Origin of the sequence: Terribacillus halophilus (assembly GCF_900162685.1) — a bacterium.
Taxonomy (GTDB): domain Bacteria; phylum Bacillota; class Bacilli; order Bacillales; family Amphibacillaceae; genus Terribacillus; species Terribacillus halophilus_A.
Genome location: NZ_LT727827.1, coordinates 426,566 through 444,609 on the forward strand (window position 1 = coordinate 426,566; position 18,044 = coordinate 444,609).

The window sequence follows — 18,044 nt, forward strand, 5'->3', positions numbered from 1 at the left end:
TGCATGAACCCATTGCACACAGCAGAATTGGCAGAAAAAGTGAAAGCGAAGGAAACCGTCCATCTGCTGGATATTAGACAGGAAGCGGATGTCCAGGATTGGGCAGTCGATGCTGAGAATGTTATCCGCTACGATATTCCTTTCGCTGAGATTAAGGCAAATCCGACGAAAGCGCGGGACCAATTGCCCGAAAATGATCCTGTTTATGTCATGTGCTATAAAGGCAAGTCAGCGCAAACAGCCGTCTCCCTTTTAGAGGCAGAAGGAATGGAGAAGGTGGTGCATGTCGTTGGCGGTATGCAAGCCTGGGGAGAAACAATTAGTCCGCGAAAAATTGGCGACCTTACTTATGGGGGAGCTATATATCAGTTTATGCGCATCGGTAAAGGCTGTCTGTCCTACATGATTATCTCAAACGGCGAAGCAGCTGTTGTTGACCCAGCAAGGTTCACAGATGTTTATACTTCTCTTGCGAACGAACATGGCTGGCAAATCAAACATGTATTAGATACCCACCTGCATGCGGATCACCTGTCTGGCGGCAGGAAATTAGCAGAGGAAACAGGCGCAGCTTATTGGTTCCCTGCTGATGATGGCAAAGACGCAACGTTTTCGTTCTCCCCGCTTAAAGACGGTATAAGAATTCCGTTTGGTCAGCAAGAGGAAGGCATGCGTTGTGTTGCCTCACCTGGTCACACGGAAGGAAGCGTTAGTTTTGTTGTGGATGATACGTACTTGCTGTCTGGTGATATTCTGTTTACGGAATCTATCGGTCGCCCCGACTTAGCAGGCCAAGCAGAACAGTGGGTGCAAGATCTTCACGCTACTCTATACGAAAAGTATCCATTGTTATCGCTGGATTTAATTGTCCTGCCTTCGCATTTTTCCGAGCTGGCGGAAATTGGCCCTGATGCTACTGTCCAAGCAAGAATGGAAGACCTTTACCGGAAAAATCCACGGCTTCAACTGCAGGATGCGAGTGAATTCACCGCTTCTGTTCTCGGCAGTATTCCTGCTCAGCAGCCGAATAGCTATCAGTTGATCAGAGAATCCAATCAAGGAAAAGAAACGATTACGGCCTCTGAAGAAGCAGATGTGGAATCTGGACCGAATCGTTGTGCAGTTAACAGCTAATATATGACAGAAGAGGCCGGGACATAACTTGTTTAAGCTTTATAAAAATCCAAACAATTCTGTAATTAACTGCAGAATTGTTTGGATTTTTTGCATGGGAAACGGAGATGAGAGCATCGCTTCGGAAATACACTCCGCTGATTTTTGCTATGGGAAACCTTCACTAATGTAGGCAGAATATGTAGACTCCTCGAAAAAGATAGCGATTTTCTTGTTGGTGTCTACTTCAAAAGCCATTCTTGTCCGACGATAACAGCTAATGTTGGAGAGGCAGCAGCCGTCAGAGACTGCATTAAAAAGTATGGATCTAGTCATCGTTCGCTTTTAGGATGAATTAATCTTTATACTTTTGTAAAAATGCCAAGCTTTTCAATCCGCTTCGCAGCTTCCAATAACCGCTCTTCTGAATCAAGCAGACCCGCACGTACATAGCCTTCCCCGTACGCACCAAATCCGTTTCCAGGTGCAACGGCCACATGCGCTTCTTCCAGCAAAAGATCAGCAAATGCTTCCGAAGTATACCCCTTTGGAACCGGCAACCACACAAAGAATGTTCCTTTTGGTTCTGGCACCTCCCAGCCAATCGCACGAAGATGGCCAAGGAAAGCATCCTTTCTCGATTCATATGTATGAAGAAGCTCCTCTACACAAGTCTGATCCGATGTCAGTGCATAAGCAGCCGCCTCCTGCATGGCACCAAACAGACTCACATAGACGTGATCTTGAATCAGATTAATACTTTCGATGACAGATGCATTGCCTACCGCAAAGGCGATACGCCAGCCTGCCATGTTATATGTTTTAGACAACGTGTACATTTCAATGCCGACTTCCTTGCTGCCTTCAGATTGCAAAAAGCTTTGCGGCTTCTTCCCATCAAATCCAAGCGCGCCGTATGCAAAGTCATGCAGCACACATATTTGATGTTTCTTTGCCAGCTCTACTGTTTTATCAAAGAATGCCTGATCTGCAGTTGCTGCAGTTGGGTTGTTCGGATAGTTAAGAAACAAAAGCTTTGCCTCCTCCAAATCCTCATCAGCAATTGCAGTATAATCTGGCAGGAAATCATGCGCAGCGGTTAAAGGCATTAGCGATGTGCGCGCTTGTGCCAACTCAATGCCAGACATATAATCCGGATATCCCGGATCTGGAAGCAGCGCCAAATCTCCTGGATTCAGCAAGCATTGGCTAATTTCCACTAAACCCGTCTTCGACCCGAACATAATTGCTACCTCAGTCTCTGGATCCAATTCCACATTATACTCTCGCGCATAAAAATCACAGACAGCTTGTTTAAGAAAATCAAAGCCTCGGAATGGCGAATATTTATGATAAGCCGGATTATCAGAAGCTTCTTTTAGCTTGTCCACAATATGCTGTGGTGTCGGCAAATCAGGATTCCCCTGTCCCAGTTTAATGATATCGTGCCCTTCCTGCTCCAGCAGACTTACTTTATGCACCAAGCCGGCAAAAAATTGTTCTGGCAGTCGTTTTAATGCATCCGAAATTGGAAAATCCATGTTACTCACGCTCCTGTTGTTACGCCTCTATTTCTGACTATTACCAATCTTGACAGTGTTGTGAATAGAGTGCGATAATGAACAAATCATACAGCAATCACACACTCTTATCAAGAGAAGGCGGAGGGACTGGCCCGATGAAGCCCGGCAACCGGTGCAGCAATGCACACGGTGCTAATTCCAACAGCAGCAAGCTGAGGGATAAGGGGAAGAAATGACACGACCTTTCCCTCTTCCATGTCCGCTTGGAAGAGTTTTTTTTGTGTTAAAAATGACCGAGGTGATAACATGACAATTCAAATTAAAGGCGCGCCGAACTATTACGCCTGTGAAGAAAATATATTAGAAAGTCTGCCCGCAAAACTAGCTGAAATGGCTTGGACAAAAGGACTGCTTATCCATGGAGATGCATCGTGGAAATCCGCAGCTCCGTTTCTTGATCCAATCGATTTGCCAGTTGCACGGATTGCCTATAGTGGGCAGTGTACACATGCAGAAGCTGCGCGGCTAGCAGGCGCAGCACATGAGCAAGAAGCTCAATTCATTATTGGTGTTGGCGGCGGAAAAGTTTTGGATACTGCAAAAGCTGCGGCTAATGATGCTAACCTGCCAGTTATCTTAATTCCAACAATCGTCTCCAACTGTTCGCCATGGGCTTCTCTTAGTGTTTTCTATGATGAAGCAGGAAACTTTGTTGAATATACAATCTTCCCCCGCAGTACATTTATGCTGCTTGTTGAACCAAAGCTGCTGCTTACAACGCCTGCTCCCTATCTGATTGCGGGAATTGGCGACACATTAGCGAAGTGGTATGAAGCAGACGCACTTACCGAAAAAATGACTAATCAGCCGCTTGCTGTCCAAATTTCCCGCAGTGCGGCTAAATTATGCCGCGATATTTTAATTGCAGAAGGGGATGCTGCGATTTGCTCGCTGCAAAATCATCGTGCAGACAGCGCCTTTTTACGTGTTGCAGAAACCGTTATTATGGCCGGCGGTATGGTAGGTGGTTTTGGTGATGAATACGGACGTATTGCCGGTGCTCATTCTATTCATAACGGCTTGACACGAGTAGCCGAAACACACGAACAGCTGCACGGCAATAAAGTCGCTTACGGTATTCTTGTCCAGCTGGCTTTGGAAGAGAAATTTGATGAGATTTTAGTGCTGCTTCCTACGTACCGCAGACTCGGATTACCTACTGTCTTAAAAGAGCTCGGTATTAAAGATAATGTAGAAACTGCTATGAAAACTGCTGCTGACGGCGCAGTTGCTCAAGGGGAATCCATTCACTTTATGCACGTCTCCACCTCTGAACAAGTTGTAGAAGCAATGCAGCGCTTGGAGTCTTTCATAGCAGCAAATCAAGGAGTGACACAATGAAGCTAGCGCTTATTCAGCACAATGTGATTTTTGGCGATCCCGATACAAATTATGAGCAAGTAGAAGCGTTGATTAAAGAGGCACAGGAAAATGCTGACGTGATTGTGCTCCCTGAGCTTTGGACAACGGGATATGATCTGACAAGACTTGATGAAATTAGTGATACGCAAGGCGAAACAACGAAGCACTTTATCCGTAATTTGGCGAAGAAATATCAAGTAAACATCGTTGCTGGCAGCATTGCGAAACGAACAGAATCCGGCGTGTTTAATACCATGCTTGTTTACGGGGCAACAGGCGAACTGCTGCATGAATATGATAAGGCACATCTATTTCGTTTAATGGATGAGGAAAAGTTCTTGAATCAAGGGGACAAAACGGCATCGTTCTCTTTAGGAGCGGTACAAGCTGCCGGCGTCATTTGTTATGATATTCGCTTCCCTGAATTCATCCGCACACATATGATTAACGGACAGCAAGTTCTGTTTGTCGTCGCAGAATGGCCAAAGCCGCGGCTGGATCATTGGCGCGCCCTTCTGTTAAGCCGCGCTATTGAAAACCAATGTTATGTTGTTGCTTGCAATCGTGCCGGCAGTGACCCTGCTAATCTGTTTGCCGGTCATAGTATCATCATTGGTCCTTGGGGAGAAATAATCGCAGAAGCTGGCGAGGAAGCGACAATCCTATTTGGGGAAGCCAACTTAGACCAAGTAGATGAAGTACGCAGTCAAATTCCCGTATTCCAAGATAGACGGCCAACGATTTACGACGTGCAAAAATAATATGACAAACTTATGACATGTTCTCCCTAAGAGTGGTAAAGATGGGCAAGCTTGCTTATACTATTAACAAATAGTTTCTGGGAGGGCTTTCATGGAAGCGACTTTAAAATGGTTCCGTACAATTGGATTTTTAGAAGGAACGTCTTTGCTTCTGCTGCTAATCGTAGCAATGCCGTTGAAATACATGATGGACATACCAATCTTCGTAACGTATATCGGCGCCATCCACGGCGGATTATTTGTCTTGTACGTGGCCTGGACTGGCTACACAACATTGAAAGTCGGCTGGGGATTGAAATGGGCCTTCTTCGCCCTTGTTGCATCGGTTATTCCATTTGGTTATTATATTTTCGATATGCGACTGCAGAAAACAGAGTTTGCATAAAAAAAGCGAGCAGGAATGCTCGCTTTTTTCATTAGACAAATGCTGCGATAAAGAACCATACAATCATAATAAGCTGAATGACAATCTTGGCTATTGATCCACCGAGGAAGCCTAGCAACGATCCGATTGACGAATATAGTGCTTCCTTGGGCGTTCTTCTTTGGACTAACTCTGTCACCAAGACAGCAATAAATGGTACGGCAATGATACCAATAGGCGGGAAGATAAAGGAACCGACAATAACACCTATAGCTGCGATTCGTTCTCCCCATTTACTGCCGCCGAATTTCTTCACAAAGTAACTATTCGCAATAATATCCGATATAATCAATATGACCGTCAAGATTACCATTGCAACCCAGAATAAGACAGACAAATCGCCATCACTTAGCATGAATTGGAACACAAGGAAACCAATCCAGAGCATAAGCGGAGATGGGATAACAGGGTAAATAATTCCTGCAAAACTAGCAATGAATGCCAGCCCAATAATAATCCACGCAATTATATCTAATGCCACAAATAGTCCTCCACATCTTACCTTGTTAGTTCGTATTATGACACACCGAATAGGAAAAGAAAATCAAAGCCTCAGCTTTTCAAAGAATGCCGCATTGTGCTGGACACTCGGATGATCTGGATGATAAGAAACAGCTTGGAGATGCGCAGACTTTGCTTGTTCCATCAGTCCCAGCCGAGAGTAGCAGAGTGTCAGCTGTACATAAGGATACCATGTTGTATACGCAGGTACACTAAAGCCTGGCAGTTCTTTTCCTTCATAATCCAAAGCTTGCCGGTACCAATAGGCACCTGCATCATAGTTTTGTTCTTCTGTAAAAAAGTCCCCAATAAAACAGCAAAATTCCGGTCGCGGGCGGTCATATTGAAAGGAACGAAACAGATGCATACGATATGCTTCTTTATCTCCTGTCGCTTTACAGCAATCCGCCAAATACTGACAGGCGCGGATATTATCTTCTACCCAGCCCTGTTTGGAACGAAGAAAATCCATATAATAGGACTTTGCTTGTTCAAGCTTTCCATGGTCCTTCAGCTCATTAGCATAATAAAACATATCTCTTGGTGTCAGTTCTCTGCCAGAGGCAACGTAAGATTCGTAAATACGCAGATTACGGTCTGAGAGTATATGAGACTTTTCACTTTTTCGATGTGTGACGGCTATTTCTGATGCTACAATGTTCCCTCCAAATTCCAAGTACTCATGCACTGCCCCGCGCCAGCGAAAGTTTTTGCTGCGCTTCACGATTCGGTTACGTCTGTATAAAAATAACGGACGCCCTGCTTCATCTAGGGCTGTGTGATAATACATTGATACCACATCCACCTCATCATTTATCCCGCTCCATAAGTCACGAAGTGCTGCTTGATCCTCTGGCAAAAGTACATCATCTGCATCCAGCCACATAATATAATCACTTGATGCTTTGCTGAAGCTGTAGTTCCTCGCTGCGGAGAAATCATTGATCCATTCAAAATCAAAAATTTGGCTTGTAAAGCGGGAAGCGATTTCCTTTGTCTTATCTGTTGAACCTGTATCTACAATAATAATTTCATCTACTAAATCCTGTACACTTTCCAAACATCCGGCAAGAACTTCTTCTTCGTTCTTAACAATCATACAAAGACTGATAGAATGCATACGTCACCTCGACATTTTGTTGATACTCTAACGTATGCACAAGGGACACAGAGTATTGCCTGAAAGAGTTATCGTCGTGTTACTTTCCATACCCACCAAATTAACAGCGGCTGGAAAAGCAAGCGGATATAAAGAATTGCCTGGTTCGTCTCCTCCATACCAGGAGCCGGTATATCATAAACCGCACTATAGATATTTGCCGGGAAGATGGCAATAAAATAAATGATTGTTACAATAGCTGTGAATCGTCTAACCGAAGGTACTAGCAGACCAATAGCTAATACGATTTCTGCAATTCCAGTCAAATAAATTAAGAGATAGCGCAGCGGCACATACGCAGGAAGCATAGCGACAAACCCGTCATCTAATACAAAGTGTGCAATAGCGGCCGCGATAAACATAGCACTAAATAGATACAAACCAATCTTTTTCATTGCCAGCGACACCTTCTTTTTCCTTATGTAATACCCTGATCCACTTCTTAAAAACTCCCCTCTTTCACTTCCCAATCTGAATAGACGATTGTTTCCAGTGGCAGTTCACCGGAGCTTAGCCACTCTACAGCTTGTGTGACTAAAGGAGAACTGTTTGTGGCGGATAACTGTGCGACTGGCAGCCAGACAGCCTCTTTGGCATCTTGCCCGGCAAACTGCTCAGGCACTCGCAAGTCACCCTCCGCCTCTGCGACATACAAAACAGCAGTATGATGCACATGAGTAAAGCTCCTCCACTTCCACGGAAGCATGAAATCAGCTGCTCCAATTTGCTTTGAAATAGCTGCTGACAAGCCCGTTTCTTCTTTTACTTCACGAATAACAGCCTCCAGCAAGCCCTCTCCTTCTTCCAGACTGCCTCCAGGTAAATCATATCGGTTACGATAAGGACCTCCCCCTTTATGAATGACGAGCAATTTGCCTTCTTTATAGATGACAGCATAAACACCAAATGCACGATGATACAACATTTTTAAAACACTCCATTCGATTTTTATTGAATATAACATGCTGATAATATAAAATATTATCGAGGTGATAATATGCAGATAATTCAGACTGGCTTTAAAGCAAATAATGATTATACCATTCATTTCGAATCATCGTTACTCTGGGAAGCGGCTTTAGGTATTGCAGCTATTACGAACACATCACTCTCTGGCACGCTGGAGCATATTGAAAAAATGTGGGATAACCCAGAAAATAGCTTGTCAGATCAGCTTCAACATTCTTTAAAGATTGTACATGAGCGGAATACATGGAAAGCACTGCTCCAATTACTTCACCATTCTAAGGCGCACAGTTTAGCAGATTGGTCAAAAGAAATGAAACAGATGCCCACTATCATATTGCGGGAGCAATGCCTGCCGTATATCGGCAGTTCGTTCGAAGAAATTCGAAAAGAAGCTGCTTCTGGAGATAAGCAAGCCATTGCAAAGCTTCAAGAAGTAACTGCGGATAATCCTTTCTTTCCAGACTATATCGCTTTTATTGCACAAACAGACAGTCAGTTCCTAAAAAAGCATTTGCTCGCTGTCATGACGGGTTGGTTCCAGGAAGTGATCAAACCGCACAATGAAGAATTACAGGATATGCTGACCCGGGATCTGGCAGATAAAAAGCGCAAACTGGAGACAATGGAACAACTAGATTTCATGCGCTGGATAACGAACAGTCCAAGCTTTAAGCCAGATGACTCCTTCCATACCGTTCTATTCATCCCGCATTACTACTACAGGCCGTGGACAATAACCGCTGATTTGCCAGGTACAAAGGTGTTTTATTATCCCATCCACGCAAATAGCATCGATCCAGAAAACAGATATAATCCGGATACGATGCTCGTACGTAAATATAAAGCACTCGGTGATGCCATGCGCCTTCATCTGCTAAAACGATTAGCCGAGGGTGAACAAACACTGCAGCAGCTGGCGGAACAAATACCTGTTGCTAAATCAACACTGCATCATCACTTGAAAATGTTGAAATCTGCAGGACTGATTGATTCCAATAAACAAGTTTACTATGTAAACAAACAACGAATTGCTCCCTTGGATAGTGAACTGCACTACTTTCTGAAGGAGTAGTCCTATGACAGAACAGCGAATTACGTTAACCCATCCATTATCCCGCCTAATGATGAGTACGACCACAGCAAATATGGCCGGGCAAGTGTACAGCATTCTCCTTCCCCTGCTCGTACTAGAAGTGACATCTTCCGCCTTTGCTGTTACGGCCACAATTGCTGCTGAACGAGCATCGATGGTACTCCAGCCCTTAGTAGGACCTATATTAGATAGGTCAAATTGGAAACGCATACTGCTGCTAGCTGATGTTGCTCGTTTTGTTTGTTTTCTAATTCTCAGTGCGTTGGCTGCCTCAGGTCACTTGTCGATCCCGTTGCTATTGGTGCTTTCTTTTATCATTGGATTTGCTGCTATCTTTTATCAAGGAGCCCAATTTACCGCCATTCCATTTATCGTATCTACAAGACAGCTGCATTTTGCTAATAGTCTAGAGAGCGCTCTTTATCAGCTGAGTATTGTTATCGGTCCAAGTATCGGCGGCGTTGTTCTTTTATTCTTCCACATGCAGTTTAGTTTAATTATTATGAGCACCCTTGCTTTCTTTGCTCTTTGGCTGATTTTACTTCTTCCTTACCAGAAAAATTCAGTTCGTGCTAAACCGTTTTCGCTCGCTGTCTACACACAAGAATTAAAGGAAGGCTTCGCTTTCATTTACTACAAAAAAGAAATCTGGTTCACTAATCTCATTCTGTTAATCTCCAATTTCGGTATTCAATTTCTTATTGTCTTGCTCGTCATTTTTATGGACAAGCTCACACATGATCCGCTGCTTATCGGTATCGTCTTATCTTCCGGTGGTATTGGTGCTGTACTTGGCACAGTACTTGGATTTTATGCTGATCGAGTAGGTACATACAGACAAATACTGTTTGCAGCTAAAGTAATTGGCGGCTTATCCATCATCTTCATCAGTCTCACAGACAGCATCTGGCTGGTAGCTCTCCTCAATTTAATTGGGACAGCGTCTGCCGGAGCAATTAACCCAATCATTAAAACAATACGCCAGCAATACACACCACAGCATCTATTAGGCCGTGTCCAAGCATCATCTCGGTTCATCACATTTACGTTATTGCCAGCCGCCTCAATTTGCGGCGGTTTGCTGTCAGAGTGGATAGGTACTGAATCAACTATTATGCTCGGTGGGTGTATTGCCACTACCTCCGTTATATTTGTTTGGAAATTACCTCGTAAACTATAAAAAGAAGGCCCGCATTAAGGCCTTCTTAATCAAGACAGTTTATTGAACAAGCGGGAAACCAAAGCCTGATGCATAATCATCGCCTCTTGCTGCTCCATAACCGCCGAGTATGTCGTTGGATTGTGCACGTGCTTGCAATGTCTGTCGCACTTGCGAGCTGCTTAAGCTTGTGTTTTTAGACCAAATTTTTGCAGCCAATCCGGAAATATGCGGAGTTGCCATTGACGTACCTGTTAGAGACGCATACGTATTTCCAGGGAAGGTTGAAAGAATTGCCGATCCTGGTGCTGATACTTCTACATCCCCTTGCTGGATTCGATAATCGCCATCTGTACGGCTGTATCCTCTGGAGGACGAATCAGCGACGCGGTATGTACCGTTTTGCTGGCGATTTTCCAGGTTGGCTACCCCAACAGCTTCCGGCAATCCGCCTGGATAATTAATTGATCCTTCATAAGGACCGGAGTTACCTGTTGCAGCAACTACTAGTGCTCCTCTGCTGTTCGCATAACGCACAGCGCTTGCTATAAGTGAATCCTGCCCGCCGCCAAGTGACATGGAGATAATGACTCGCTCACCGCGGTTTGCTCCTTCATCAGCAGCTTTTTGAATCGCGTTAGCTATATCATCGGAATAGCCGCGACCATCATCGCCAAGTACTTTGTATGCCCAAAGGTCAGCTTCTGGTGCTACACCGTAAACACCGGAACCATTACCACCGTTAGCCAGTGCACTCCCAGAAACATGTGTGCCATGACCATCACGGTCGACACAACTGCCGTTCACTTGTCCGCTGTAATATTGCGTAAAGTCAATGCATTGCTCCACATTGGCTGCAAGGTCAGGGTGATTAACGGAAGTGCCTGTATCCAAAACGGCTATATTGATATTATTACCGCCAGAAGTGCGGGTGATGGATGGATTGTTATAAATTGCTTGAATACCCCAAGGTGTACGATCGGATACCGCCTGCGCTGAGACGTCTCGTTTCTTCGTCACCTCCTGTTTGGTATACACACTCACTTCGGTGACTTCCAAAGCTTTATCAGCTTTTAGTTCTTTGAGCTCCTTTTCGGATACTTCCGTTGTAAATCCCTGATTGCCAAAGCTGTTTCGGACACCGTGCTCCTGCTTCACTTTATCTGTAGCTTGTGTTGTGAATACACCGTCCTTCTGCTTTACTAGTACTCGTACTTCATTTTGCTTTGCCGTTTGGTCTGGTGCAGCGGAAGCTTGTAACGGCTGAAAAGCGGCTAATCCTAACATGGCCACTGCAGCGACACTTACCAGTTTTCTTTTCATTTGATCACCTCGCTAGTTTTTATAGTCACTGAAAAGTTCGTCCCTCTCTGTCTGTGACTCTCAGAAACTATTACAGTTAATCTAGCATAGGCTTCCATGGAAATGTATTGGGAAATTAGGCAACATAAGCATACAGAAAAAGACATTATTCCCGTGTTTATTTCCTTCTCTCAGCAGAATATTTGCCCGGAAGCGATTTTCTGTGAGTTAAGGTGGAATAATGTCTTTTTATTGATAATTTAGAATCGCAAACTAGTCATAATTGCAGCGTACAAAAGTCCCGAAGCAGCACATGCAGCTGCCAAAGCAAAGCTTACTCTAGCTCTCTTTTTGAAAAAATAAAGAATGCTTACTAAAAATAGTCCTGCTCCAACAAAGCAGACAATTCCCGTTATGCTCATATACCAGGTTGCGACACTTCCAGCTGTCACACGTTGAAAAATGCTGCCGAATATAGGCGCTGCTCCAGCATTGCTTAAAGCTTCTGCTATATCTGCTGGTGCTGGAGATGATCCTAGCAGCGCTGAACAAGCAAACACAATAGCCAAAAGAAACGCCTCTGCCCGGATCCAATTTAGAGGCTGTAAGTGAGGATGCTGCCGCACATGTTTCATTAAAAACATGTTGATAACGGTAAATACCAGCACAGGAATAAATACAATATGCTTAATGAGTAACATCTGTCCATACGTTAGCATTAACACATTGCCGTAATCTTGTATATCCATGGCAAACAACATGACGACGATACCGCTGCCTATCACTGCCGTAACAAGCACTGTAGCAAATGGGGTGAACCATTTTAGGAAACTTTCCCAACTAAAGTGTTCGGATGTATAAAAACACACGTGTGCCAGCACACCTACCCAAAAAACAGCGGCACTTAAGTGTACAAAGTGAGCAAAAGTATCTATTAAACCTGCGTCTGGATGGCTCCCATAAGCACGAAGAAATAGCATGCCAAGAAAGAGAACAAGCGTAACAAATGGCAGTTTATCTACATACAGCAGCAGCCAGACACAAAGAGCCAGTAAAAAGATCCCAAGCCATACATGGCCAGCAGCTGTTTGGAATAATACTGTTAACAATGCTTTTCCATACCCGTCGTGCGCTCCGATTATCGACACCAAGTTAATAACTGGACCGCTAGTAACAAGTGCAGCAGACGCTGCACCAGCTAAGACATCACTTCGCGGTGTCTGAACTGCCGCTTCTTTTCTGCGAACAAGACGAAACACGATATGACCAGCAACAAATGAGAACGCAATGTAAGATAACAATTCCATTAACGGAACAAGAATCATGCTAAAGTAGTCCTTTTATAAAAAAATAATGCCTGCAGCTTCATTATTCACAACTCCAATTTTCTACATATCTCTTCCATCGTATAAAAGAAACGAGCAAGCGTATAGAAGGAATTGTGACTAAAATTGCACACTTCTTTTGTATCGTAAAAAAGACACGTCCCAATCCAACATGTCTTCATCATTCTGTTTATTTACCGCAGCACTGCTTATGTTTTTTCCCGCTTCCACACGGACAAGGTTGATTACGTCCAGTTTTAGTGTATGTTTTCATATCCACCACATTGGAAGGATTTTTGCGCAGCTGTATAGGCACGTAACCTTTCAACGTCCACTTTGGCGAGTTGTTGTTTATAGCAACAAATAAGGCGACAACTTCTTGAATTATTTGTTCTGAGTTAACCTCAAATTCCGTGATAAACATCCGCACCATATTTTGAAGAGGAATATCTTGTTTTGTCATACTCAAATACTCATCCAGCAGGTCGTGAATTTCTTCCTCATTGATGGTGTAATTTTTCTGCATATACGATTTAAATGCACGGAGTGGCTTATTTATTGCTAAATAGTTCTCTTCTCCAGCTTGTACAATCTGTTCCTTTGTATATGGGTAAAAGGCTAAATCAGACCTGCTTTGTATTGTGCGGAGCAACGCTTCTGGATCCTCTACACGCCAATCAGCCAATCCACTTGCAGCAAATTGGATATCGTTATAGTACAGGGCAGCATTGTGAATCACATCTATATAATAAGTGAAATCAAAAGAACCGCCAGTCAGCCTCTCCACATGCGAAATTAAATCTCGTACAGAAAGTGCGCCATAATGATACAGCAGCCCTCGTGTAAGTGTTATATACGAAGAATTCTGCTTTACCTGTTTCACATAGGTCGGCGAATCAATTGTTCTGAATACTTGCATACACTCTTCAGGGATTACAAGGAAAGGTTTGTTATCAATATCTATCGGAAACCAAATTAGCTTGTAAAATAATGCGTCTGCCCTGCCAGCTCCGAATCCCAATGCTGAGAGATAGCCTTGATTATTCATTGCCTGCTTGAACAGCTTGTATTGTCCTTCATCCATTGTTGCAAAGTTTGGTGCTAACTTTTTGGGAAGCAGTTCCGCCAATTTCGGCACCAAGTCACGTTTGTTCAGCTGACTAATTCCTTTTATTTTATAATCTCTTCTAATTTGATCCAGCTCACTCTTCGTATATGAAGCCAGTGCATCTGCTAAAGAGATTGGTTTAAGACTTTTATTCATTTGTTCACTCCATTTATAAGGCATACCCCTATCATAATGCAATTCCTATCATTAAAAAAGAGAGCAGAACAAAACAAGATTAATTCATCCTAAAAGCGAACGATAACTAGATCGGAGGAAGGCTAGGTTAGACCCCGCAATGTGTTTTTTGCACGAGGAGGATCACCAGCCGCCCGCAGGAAAGCGGAGTGTATTCCGAAGCGATGCTCTCATCTTCGTTTCCCACGCAAAAATCCAAACAACGCTGCTGTTGATTGCAGTATTGTTTGGATTTTTATATAGCTTAAACAGTTATGTCCCAGCCTCTTCCAAATCTTCATAGCTTCAGCATATTTACTGTTTCTTGGATATTTGCTGCTTTCGTTAATACGGAGATAAAGGAAATACCATCTGCTCCGGCTTCCCGCACAGCCTCCGCATTTTTGTGATTAATGCCGCCGATGGCTACAATTGGGAAATCGCCAAGCTGTTCTCGTATCCCTCGAAGTCCCGATAAGCCAATTGGACATTTGGCATCGATCTTCGTACGAGTTGCTGCAATCGGTCCAACACCGACATAATCAGCACCATCTTGGATTGCCTTATTGGCTTCTGCTGCATTTGCTGCACTCACTCCAATGATGAAATGTGCTGGACAGCGTTTCTTCACCTGCTGCATCGCTTCATCATCTTGTCCGATATGTACACCGTCTGCTCCGATAGCGATGGCCAGATCCACGTCATCATTCACAATGAAAGGGACACTGTATTCCCAGCATCTCTCCTGAAGTCGTTCGGCCAGCTGCCTTTTCTCCTGGCCGCTCAGTGCCTCTTTACCTTTTTCTCGAAACTGAAACATGGTGATACCCGCTTTCAGCGCCTGTTCCAATATCTCTTGTGGATTTTTATGCGGGCAGTTTTGAATACCCATAATAAAATATAGTGCTAATTTCTCTTTCATTGTCTGCTCCTTTCTCCTCTCCCGCTATTCTTCTACGGCTCCTTGCATCGGACCTCCCAAATTAGGAAAAAGTGTGAAATACGGATACTACAACCCAAACTGCACAAAGTAAATGCAAGCTTTTTATTTTATAAGGAGATGATAAAGTTGAAATGGATAAAAGCTGGGGCAGTTGTTATCGCACTATGCTGCGGCTTGATTGTATGCAATCCCGCTGCATCTTTTGCTGCTGACAAAGCTGTGGCGGATGTGCTGACAGCTGAGCAGAAACAGGAAATAGCTTCATTACAGAAGGAAGCTTTAGAACAGGAAAAAGAGATCATCCAAAAGTACGTGGAATTTGGCGTTTTCTCCGAAAAGAAAGCCGACCAAATCATAAAGCATCTGGATGACCGCTTTGCACAGCTTGAAAAGGATGGCTTCGTTCCAAAGCCTCATCCGCATGGGCGTCCTCTCCAACCGAACAAGTAATGCACTCTAATCAGCAGGAAATTCCTGCTGATTATTTTTATGCCAGCTGTTTCACCTGTTCTAGAATACCCGCTTCATCCTGCAGCAAATACAGCTGATCTAAAAAGGCAACTTGGAAACTTCCGGGAGCTGTTGCTTGTTCGGCTGCTCTTTCAGACGCAATCCCATAGAAAGCAAGCGCCCCGATGCATGCTTCTACTACATTTTCCGCCGCGCCTGCACATGCTGCCACCACTGCGCCCAGCAAACAGCCAGAACCCGTGATTTTCGTTAACATGTGATGACCATTTGCTATGCTGAACGTCCGCTCTCCGTCAGAAAGAATATCTACTTCGCCTGTTGCAATTACAACTGCTTGCAACTCGTCAGCAATTCGCCGCACTAGATCATAGGAGATACCTTCCCTGTTTCCATCTACCCCTTTCACTTGGGCAGATGTTCCGCCCAGGACAGCGATTTCGCCTGCATTCCCTCGAATAACTGTGACATCTACTTCTGCCAAGATACGGCGGGCTGTTTCGGTCCTGTAAGCTGTTGCTCCAACGCCGACAGGATCAAATATAACGGGGATGTTAAGTCTGTTCGCCTCTTTGCCAGCAAGAATCATTGCTTCTGCATCTGCTGCGGCAAGTGTGCCGATATTTAGTAAAAGCGCCTGTGCATGCTGTACCATTTGGGCAGCTTCTTCCTTGGCTGATGCCATCACCGGCGATGCACCGAGTGCTATCAAACCATTCGCCGTAAAGTTGATTACAACATTATTTGTAATACAGTGAATTAATGGATTTATTTCACGGACTTGTTTTATTACATCAGTATATGCCATTATGCAGTTTCTCCTGTACTGGTACGCTTTGCAGCCGGTAACCCCAATGGTTCGTCGGGCCGTTTCCGTTTCCAAGCTGCAGCGAATATTTGATAGCTGCTGTCACATAGTCTTTTCCGACTTGCACGGCTTCCTGCAAAGATTTTCCTTTTGCTAGCTCCGCCGTAATTGCTGCTGAATATGTACAGCCTGTTCCGTGCGTATGCTTTGTTGGAATGCGCTCCGCTTTATAAGAAGTGAAGCTTTCGCCATCATACAGCCAATCCGCTGCTTCATGCCCTTCCATATGGCCGCCTTTTAGAAGAACAGCTTTTGCTCCAAACGCTTGAACAATCCTTTTGGCTGCTTGCTTCATGCCAGCTTCATCCTCTATCGTCATACCAGTTAATTCTTCCGCTTCCGGCACGTTCGGGGTAATGAGAGATGCCAGAGGAACAAGATATGTCTTCAATGCATCTCTTGATTGCTCTCCCATTAGTGCATGCCCGCTTTTGGCATACATAACTGGATCCATCACATAAGCTGTTGCTGATCTTTCCAGCACGCTAGCTATGACACGCATCATTTCTTCAGAGGTAATCATCCCGGTCTTTACTGCATTTGGTTCAATGTCGGAAAAAACCGATTCTAGCTGTTGTTCAATAAATGGTACAGGAATATGGTGAACTGCCTGCACACCTGTCGTATTTTGCGCAACGAGGGAGGTAACGACACTCATGCCGTATACCTCTCGCTCTTGAAATGTTTTTAAATCTGCCTGTATCCCCGCACCGCCTGATGGATCCGTTCCAGCTATCGTTAATGCACTTTTCACTTTAGACATGAATGGCTCCTTTCTTGAGCGGTACCATCCAGTCTTGTTCCGTAGTGGCCATTTCCCAAAAACTATGCTCCAACATACAGCTCTTCAAGAATGCTTTCCGCGCGCGTTCCTTGGCAGCCGAACCGGCCATTTCAGCCCATTTATCCAATCGTTTGCAAAGTTCGGCTGTCACATCTGGCATTCCATCTTCTTTATTTGCATAAAACATGATCCACTCTAAAAATGGATTAGATTGATCTGGCGCCTTTGTTTCAATAATATGAGCTGCCAGTGCCTGATACGTCCATGGACAAGGTAAAAGCGCAGCCATCAATTCTCCCATATCTCCTTGTACAGCGCTGTTCATCATATGCGAAATATAGTGATCGGCTGCAGGAGGCGGTGTCATCTTCTGCAAGTCCTCATATTGCACGCCTGCCACTTTACAAAAGACATTGTGCGGATGAATCTCACTGTGCAAGACAAAGTGAATTTGAGATTGAAAGAACGCCATTTCTTCTCTTGTCTCACATTTGCTGACTGCCAAGCCATAGATTCTTGCAAATGCAGTCAAGTACTCATAATCCGCTTTCACGTAATGAATTAACGCCTCACGCGGCACCTGTCCATTCGCCACCCCTTTAACAAAAGGATGCTGATAAATCGCTTCGAAAATCGGGTTTGCTTCTTCTCTCAACTGTGCAGTAAACATATATTTCTCCTCCTTAATTGGAGAAAGTCCTGTTTCGGGTGATTGGCGCCGGAACTATACAAAAAAGCCGCTCCAGAAGTATGGAGCGACTCGTTTACATTGTAATAGTATGTAAGATACACGAATCCGGCTCCACTTCCCTACGCTGGTTTTAACCAGATCAGGTTCAAAGGGATTAAGATTACTCTTATCTCAGCCTAACGGCACCCCTAGTGGACTTCCTCGAAATTCAGTTGTCTCCTTTACTATCACACGCATGGATGAGATTGTCAACGGAT

19 protein-coding genes and 2 riboswitches are annotated in these 18,044 nt (G+C 44.2%); of the genes, 7 read left to right on the plus strand and 12 right to left on the minus strand.

What is annotated here, in order from left to right:
- The first annotated feature begins 3 nt into the window (after nucleotides 1–3).
- Nucleotides 4–1,134, plus strand: coding sequence for an MBL fold metallo-hydrolase (locus B1K52_RS03155; protein ID WP_077305266.1), 1,131 nt, complete (start codon nucleotides 4–6; stop codon nucleotides 1,132–1,134).
- 341 nt (nucleotides 1,135–1,475) lie between these two features.
- Here the strand turns inward: B1K52_RS03155 and B1K52_RS03160 are convergent, their stop codons facing one another.
- A complete protein-coding gene (locus B1K52_RS03160; RefSeq protein ID WP_077305267.1) occupies nucleotides 1,476–2,654 on the minus strand; it encodes a pyridoxal phosphate-dependent aminotransferase in 1,179 nt (392 codons plus the stop codon).
- A gap of 104 nt (nucleotides 2,655–2,758) precedes the next feature.
- Nucleotides 2,759–2,862, plus strand: a riboswitch (SAM riboswitch).
- Nucleotides 2,863–2,942: 80 nt separating this feature from the next.
- Here B1K52_RS03160 and B1K52_RS03165 point away from each other — a divergent pair.
- From B1K52_RS03165 to B1K52_RS03175, 3 genes are all read left to right on the plus strand, one after another.
- The gene (locus tag B1K52_RS03165; RefSeq protein WP_077305873.1) at nucleotides 2,943–4,037 is read left to right on the plus strand and encodes an iron-containing alcohol dehydrogenase family protein; all 1,095 of its coding nucleotides are present in this window, start codon (nucleotides 2,943–2,945) and stop codon (nucleotides 4,035–4,037) included.
- On the plus strand, nucleotides 4,034–4,819 hold the full coding sequence (locus B1K52_RS03170; protein WP_077305268.1) for a carbon-nitrogen family hydrolase: 786 nt from the start codon (nucleotides 4,034–4,036) through the stop codon (nucleotides 4,817–4,819). The genes B1K52_RS03165 and B1K52_RS03170 overlap by 4 nt, the downstream gene beginning before the upstream one ends.
- Nucleotides 4,820–4,910: 91 nt before the next feature.
- On the plus strand, nucleotides 4,911–5,204 hold the full coding sequence (locus tag B1K52_RS03175; protein ID WP_077305269.1) for a DUF3817 domain-containing protein: 294 nt from the start codon (nucleotides 4,911–4,913) through the stop codon (nucleotides 5,202–5,204).
- Between the two features lie 31 nt (nucleotides 5,205–5,235).
- On the opposite strand, the gene B1K52_RS03180 is transcribed toward B1K52_RS03175, so the two are convergent.
- The 4 genes from B1K52_RS03180 to B1K52_RS03195 form a co-directional block, all read right to left on the minus strand.
- Nucleotides 5,236–5,724 carry a DUF456 domain-containing protein gene (locus tag B1K52_RS03180; protein WP_256855826.1) on the minus strand — a complete coding sequence of 163 codons (489 nt, stop codon included), beginning with the start codon at nucleotides 5,722–5,724 and terminating at the stop codon, nucleotides 5,236–5,238.
- A 63-nt stretch (nucleotides 5,725–5,787) separates the two neighbouring features.
- Nucleotides 5,788–6,864 carry a tetratricopeptide repeat-containing glycosyltransferase family 2 protein gene (locus B1K52_RS03185; RefSeq protein ID WP_077305271.1) on the minus strand — a complete coding sequence of 359 codons (1,077 nt, stop codon included), beginning with the start codon at nucleotides 6,862–6,864 and terminating at the stop codon, nucleotides 5,788–5,790.
- Nucleotides 6,865–6,932: 68 nt separating this feature from the next.
- Nucleotides 6,933–7,298: a DoxX family protein gene (locus B1K52_RS03190; protein ID WP_077305272.1), complete on the minus strand. Its 366-nt coding sequence runs from the start codon at nucleotides 7,296–7,298 to the stop codon at nucleotides 6,933–6,935.
- 47 nt (nucleotides 7,299–7,345) lie between these two features.
- On the minus strand, nucleotides 7,346–7,828 hold the full coding sequence (locus B1K52_RS03195) for an NUDIX hydrolase (protein ID WP_077305273.1): 483 nt from the start codon (nucleotides 7,826–7,828) through the stop codon (nucleotides 7,346–7,348).
- Between the two features lie 72 nt (nucleotides 7,829–7,900).
- Between B1K52_RS03195 and B1K52_RS03200 the strand changes: the two genes are divergently transcribed.
- Both B1K52_RS03200 and B1K52_RS03205 read left to right on the plus strand, forming a co-directional pair.
- Nucleotides 7,901–8,944, plus strand: coding sequence for an ArsR/SmtB family transcription factor (locus B1K52_RS03200; protein WP_077305274.1), 1,044 nt, complete (start codon nucleotides 7,901–7,903; stop codon nucleotides 8,942–8,944).
- 4 nt (nucleotides 8,945–8,948) lie between these two features.
- Nucleotides 8,949–10,145, plus strand: coding sequence for an MFS transporter (locus tag B1K52_RS03205; RefSeq protein WP_077305276.1), 1,197 nt, complete (start codon nucleotides 8,949–8,951; stop codon nucleotides 10,143–10,145).
- Nucleotides 10,146–10,184: 39 nt separating this feature from the next.
- Here the strand turns inward: B1K52_RS03205 and B1K52_RS03210 are convergent, their stop codons facing one another.
- The 4 genes from B1K52_RS03210 to thiE form a co-directional block, all read right to left on the minus strand.
- Nucleotides 10,185–11,447 carry a S8 family peptidase gene (locus B1K52_RS03210; protein WP_077305278.1) on the minus strand — a complete coding sequence of 421 codons (1,263 nt, stop codon included), beginning with the start codon at nucleotides 11,445–11,447 and terminating at the stop codon, nucleotides 10,185–10,187.
- 239 nt (nucleotides 11,448–11,686) lie between these two features.
- Entirely contained in the window at nucleotides 11,687–12,751 is a 1,065-nt protein-coding gene (locus B1K52_RS03215; protein ID WP_077305280.1) for a copper resistance D family protein, read from the minus strand.
- A gap of 190 nt (nucleotides 12,752–12,941) precedes the next feature.
- Nucleotides 12,942–14,015 (minus strand): SEC-C metal-binding domain-containing protein, encoded by a 1,074-nt coding sequence (locus B1K52_RS03220; protein WP_179106444.1) that lies wholly within the window; start codon nucleotides 14,013–14,015, stop codon nucleotides 12,942–12,944.
- A 316-nt stretch (nucleotides 14,016–14,331) separates the two neighbouring features.
- Nucleotides 14,332–14,955, minus strand: a complete 624-nt coding sequence (gene thiE, locus B1K52_RS03230) for a thiamine phosphate synthase (RefSeq protein WP_077305286.1) — start codon at nucleotides 14,953–14,955, stop codon at nucleotides 14,332–14,334.
- 147 nt (nucleotides 14,956–15,102) lie between these two features.
- On the opposite strand from thiE, the gene B1K52_RS03235 reads away from it, so the two are divergent.
- Entirely contained in the window at nucleotides 15,103–15,426 is a 324-nt protein-coding gene (locus B1K52_RS03235) for a YckD family protein (protein WP_179106445.1), read from the plus strand.
- A 37-nt stretch (nucleotides 15,427–15,463) separates the two neighbouring features.
- On the opposite strand, the gene thiM is transcribed toward B1K52_RS03235, so the two are convergent.
- Genes thiM through tenA form a run of 3 tightly spaced genes read right to left on the minus strand, consistent with a single transcriptional unit; the run spans nucleotide 15,464 to nucleotide 17,766 of the window.
- Nucleotides 15,464–16,255: a hydroxyethylthiazole kinase gene (thiM, locus tag B1K52_RS03240; RefSeq protein WP_373022194.1), complete on the minus strand. Its 792-nt coding sequence runs from the start codon at nucleotides 16,253–16,255 to the stop codon at nucleotides 15,464–15,466.
- Nucleotides 16,239–17,075, minus strand: coding sequence for a bifunctional hydroxymethylpyrimidine kinase/phosphomethylpyrimidine kinase (thiD, locus tag B1K52_RS03245; protein WP_077305292.1), 837 nt, complete (start codon nucleotides 17,073–17,075; stop codon nucleotides 16,239–16,241). The genes thiM and thiD overlap by 17 nt, the downstream gene beginning before the upstream one ends.
- Nucleotides 17,068–17,766, minus strand: coding sequence for a thiaminase II (tenA, locus tag B1K52_RS03250; protein ID WP_077305294.1), 699 nt, complete (start codon nucleotides 17,764–17,766; stop codon nucleotides 17,068–17,070). Before tenA ends, thiD begins: the two co-directional genes overlap by 8 nt.
- Nucleotides 17,767–17,886: 120 nt before the next feature.
- Nucleotides 17,887–17,987: riboswitch (TPP riboswitch) on the minus strand.
- Nucleotides 17,988–18,044: the final 57 nt, after the last annotated feature.

Coding starts and splice junctions, on each gene's coding strand:
- B1K52_RS03155 (WP_077305266.1), top strand. CDS start 4: ATGAACCCATTGCACACAGCAGAATTGGCAGAAAAAGTGAAAGCGAAG.
- B1K52_RS03160 (WP_077305267.1), bottom strand. CDS start 2,654: ATGGATTTTCCAATTTCGGATGCATTAAAACGACTGCCAGAACAATTT.
- B1K52_RS03165 (WP_077305873.1), top strand. CDS start 2,943: ATGACAATTCAAATTAAAGGCGCGCCGAACTATTACGCCTGTGAAGAA.
- B1K52_RS03170 (WP_077305268.1), top strand. CDS start 4,034: ATGAAGCTAGCGCTTATTCAGCACAATGTGATTTTTGGCGATCCCGAT.
- B1K52_RS03175 (WP_077305269.1), top strand. CDS start 4,911: ATGGAAGCGACTTTAAAATGGTTCCGTACAATTGGATTTTTAGAAGGA.
- B1K52_RS03185 (WP_077305271.1), bottom strand. CDS start 6,864: ATGCATTCTATCAGTCTTTGTATGATTGTTAAGAACGAAGAAGAAGTT.
- B1K52_RS03190 (WP_077305272.1), bottom strand. CDS start 7,298: ATGAAAAAGATTGGTTTGTATCTATTTAGTGCTATGTTTATCGCGGCC.
- B1K52_RS03195 (WP_077305273.1), bottom strand. CDS start 7,828: ATGTTGTATCATCGTGCATTTGGTGTTTATGCTGTCATCTATAAAGAA.
- B1K52_RS03200 (WP_077305274.1), top strand. CDS start 7,901: ATGCAGATAATTCAGACTGGCTTTAAAGCAAATAATGATTATACCATT.
- B1K52_RS03205 (WP_077305276.1), top strand. CDS start 8,949: ATGACAGAACAGCGAATTACGTTAACCCATCCATTATCCCGCCTAATG.
- B1K52_RS03210 (WP_077305278.1), bottom strand. CDS start 11,447: ATGAAAAGAAAACTGGTAAGTGTCGCTGCAGTGGCCATGTTAGGATTA.
- B1K52_RS03215 (WP_077305280.1), bottom strand. CDS start 12,751: ATGATTCTTGTTCCGTTAATGGAATTGTTATCTTACATTGCGTTCTCA.
- B1K52_RS03220 (WP_179106444.1), bottom strand. CDS start 14,015: ATGAATAAAAGTCTTAAACCAATCTCTTTAGCAGATGCACTGGCTTCA.
- thiE (WP_077305286.1), bottom strand. CDS start 14,955: ATGAAAGAGAAATTAGCACTATATTTTATTATGGGTATTCAAAACTGC.
- thiD (WP_077305292.1), bottom strand. CDS start 17,075: ATGTCTAAAGTGAAAAGTGCATTAACGATAGCTGGAACGGATCCATCA.
- tenA (WP_077305294.1), bottom strand. CDS start 17,766: ATGTTTACTGCACAGTTGAGAGAAGAAGCAAACCCGATTTTCGAAGCG.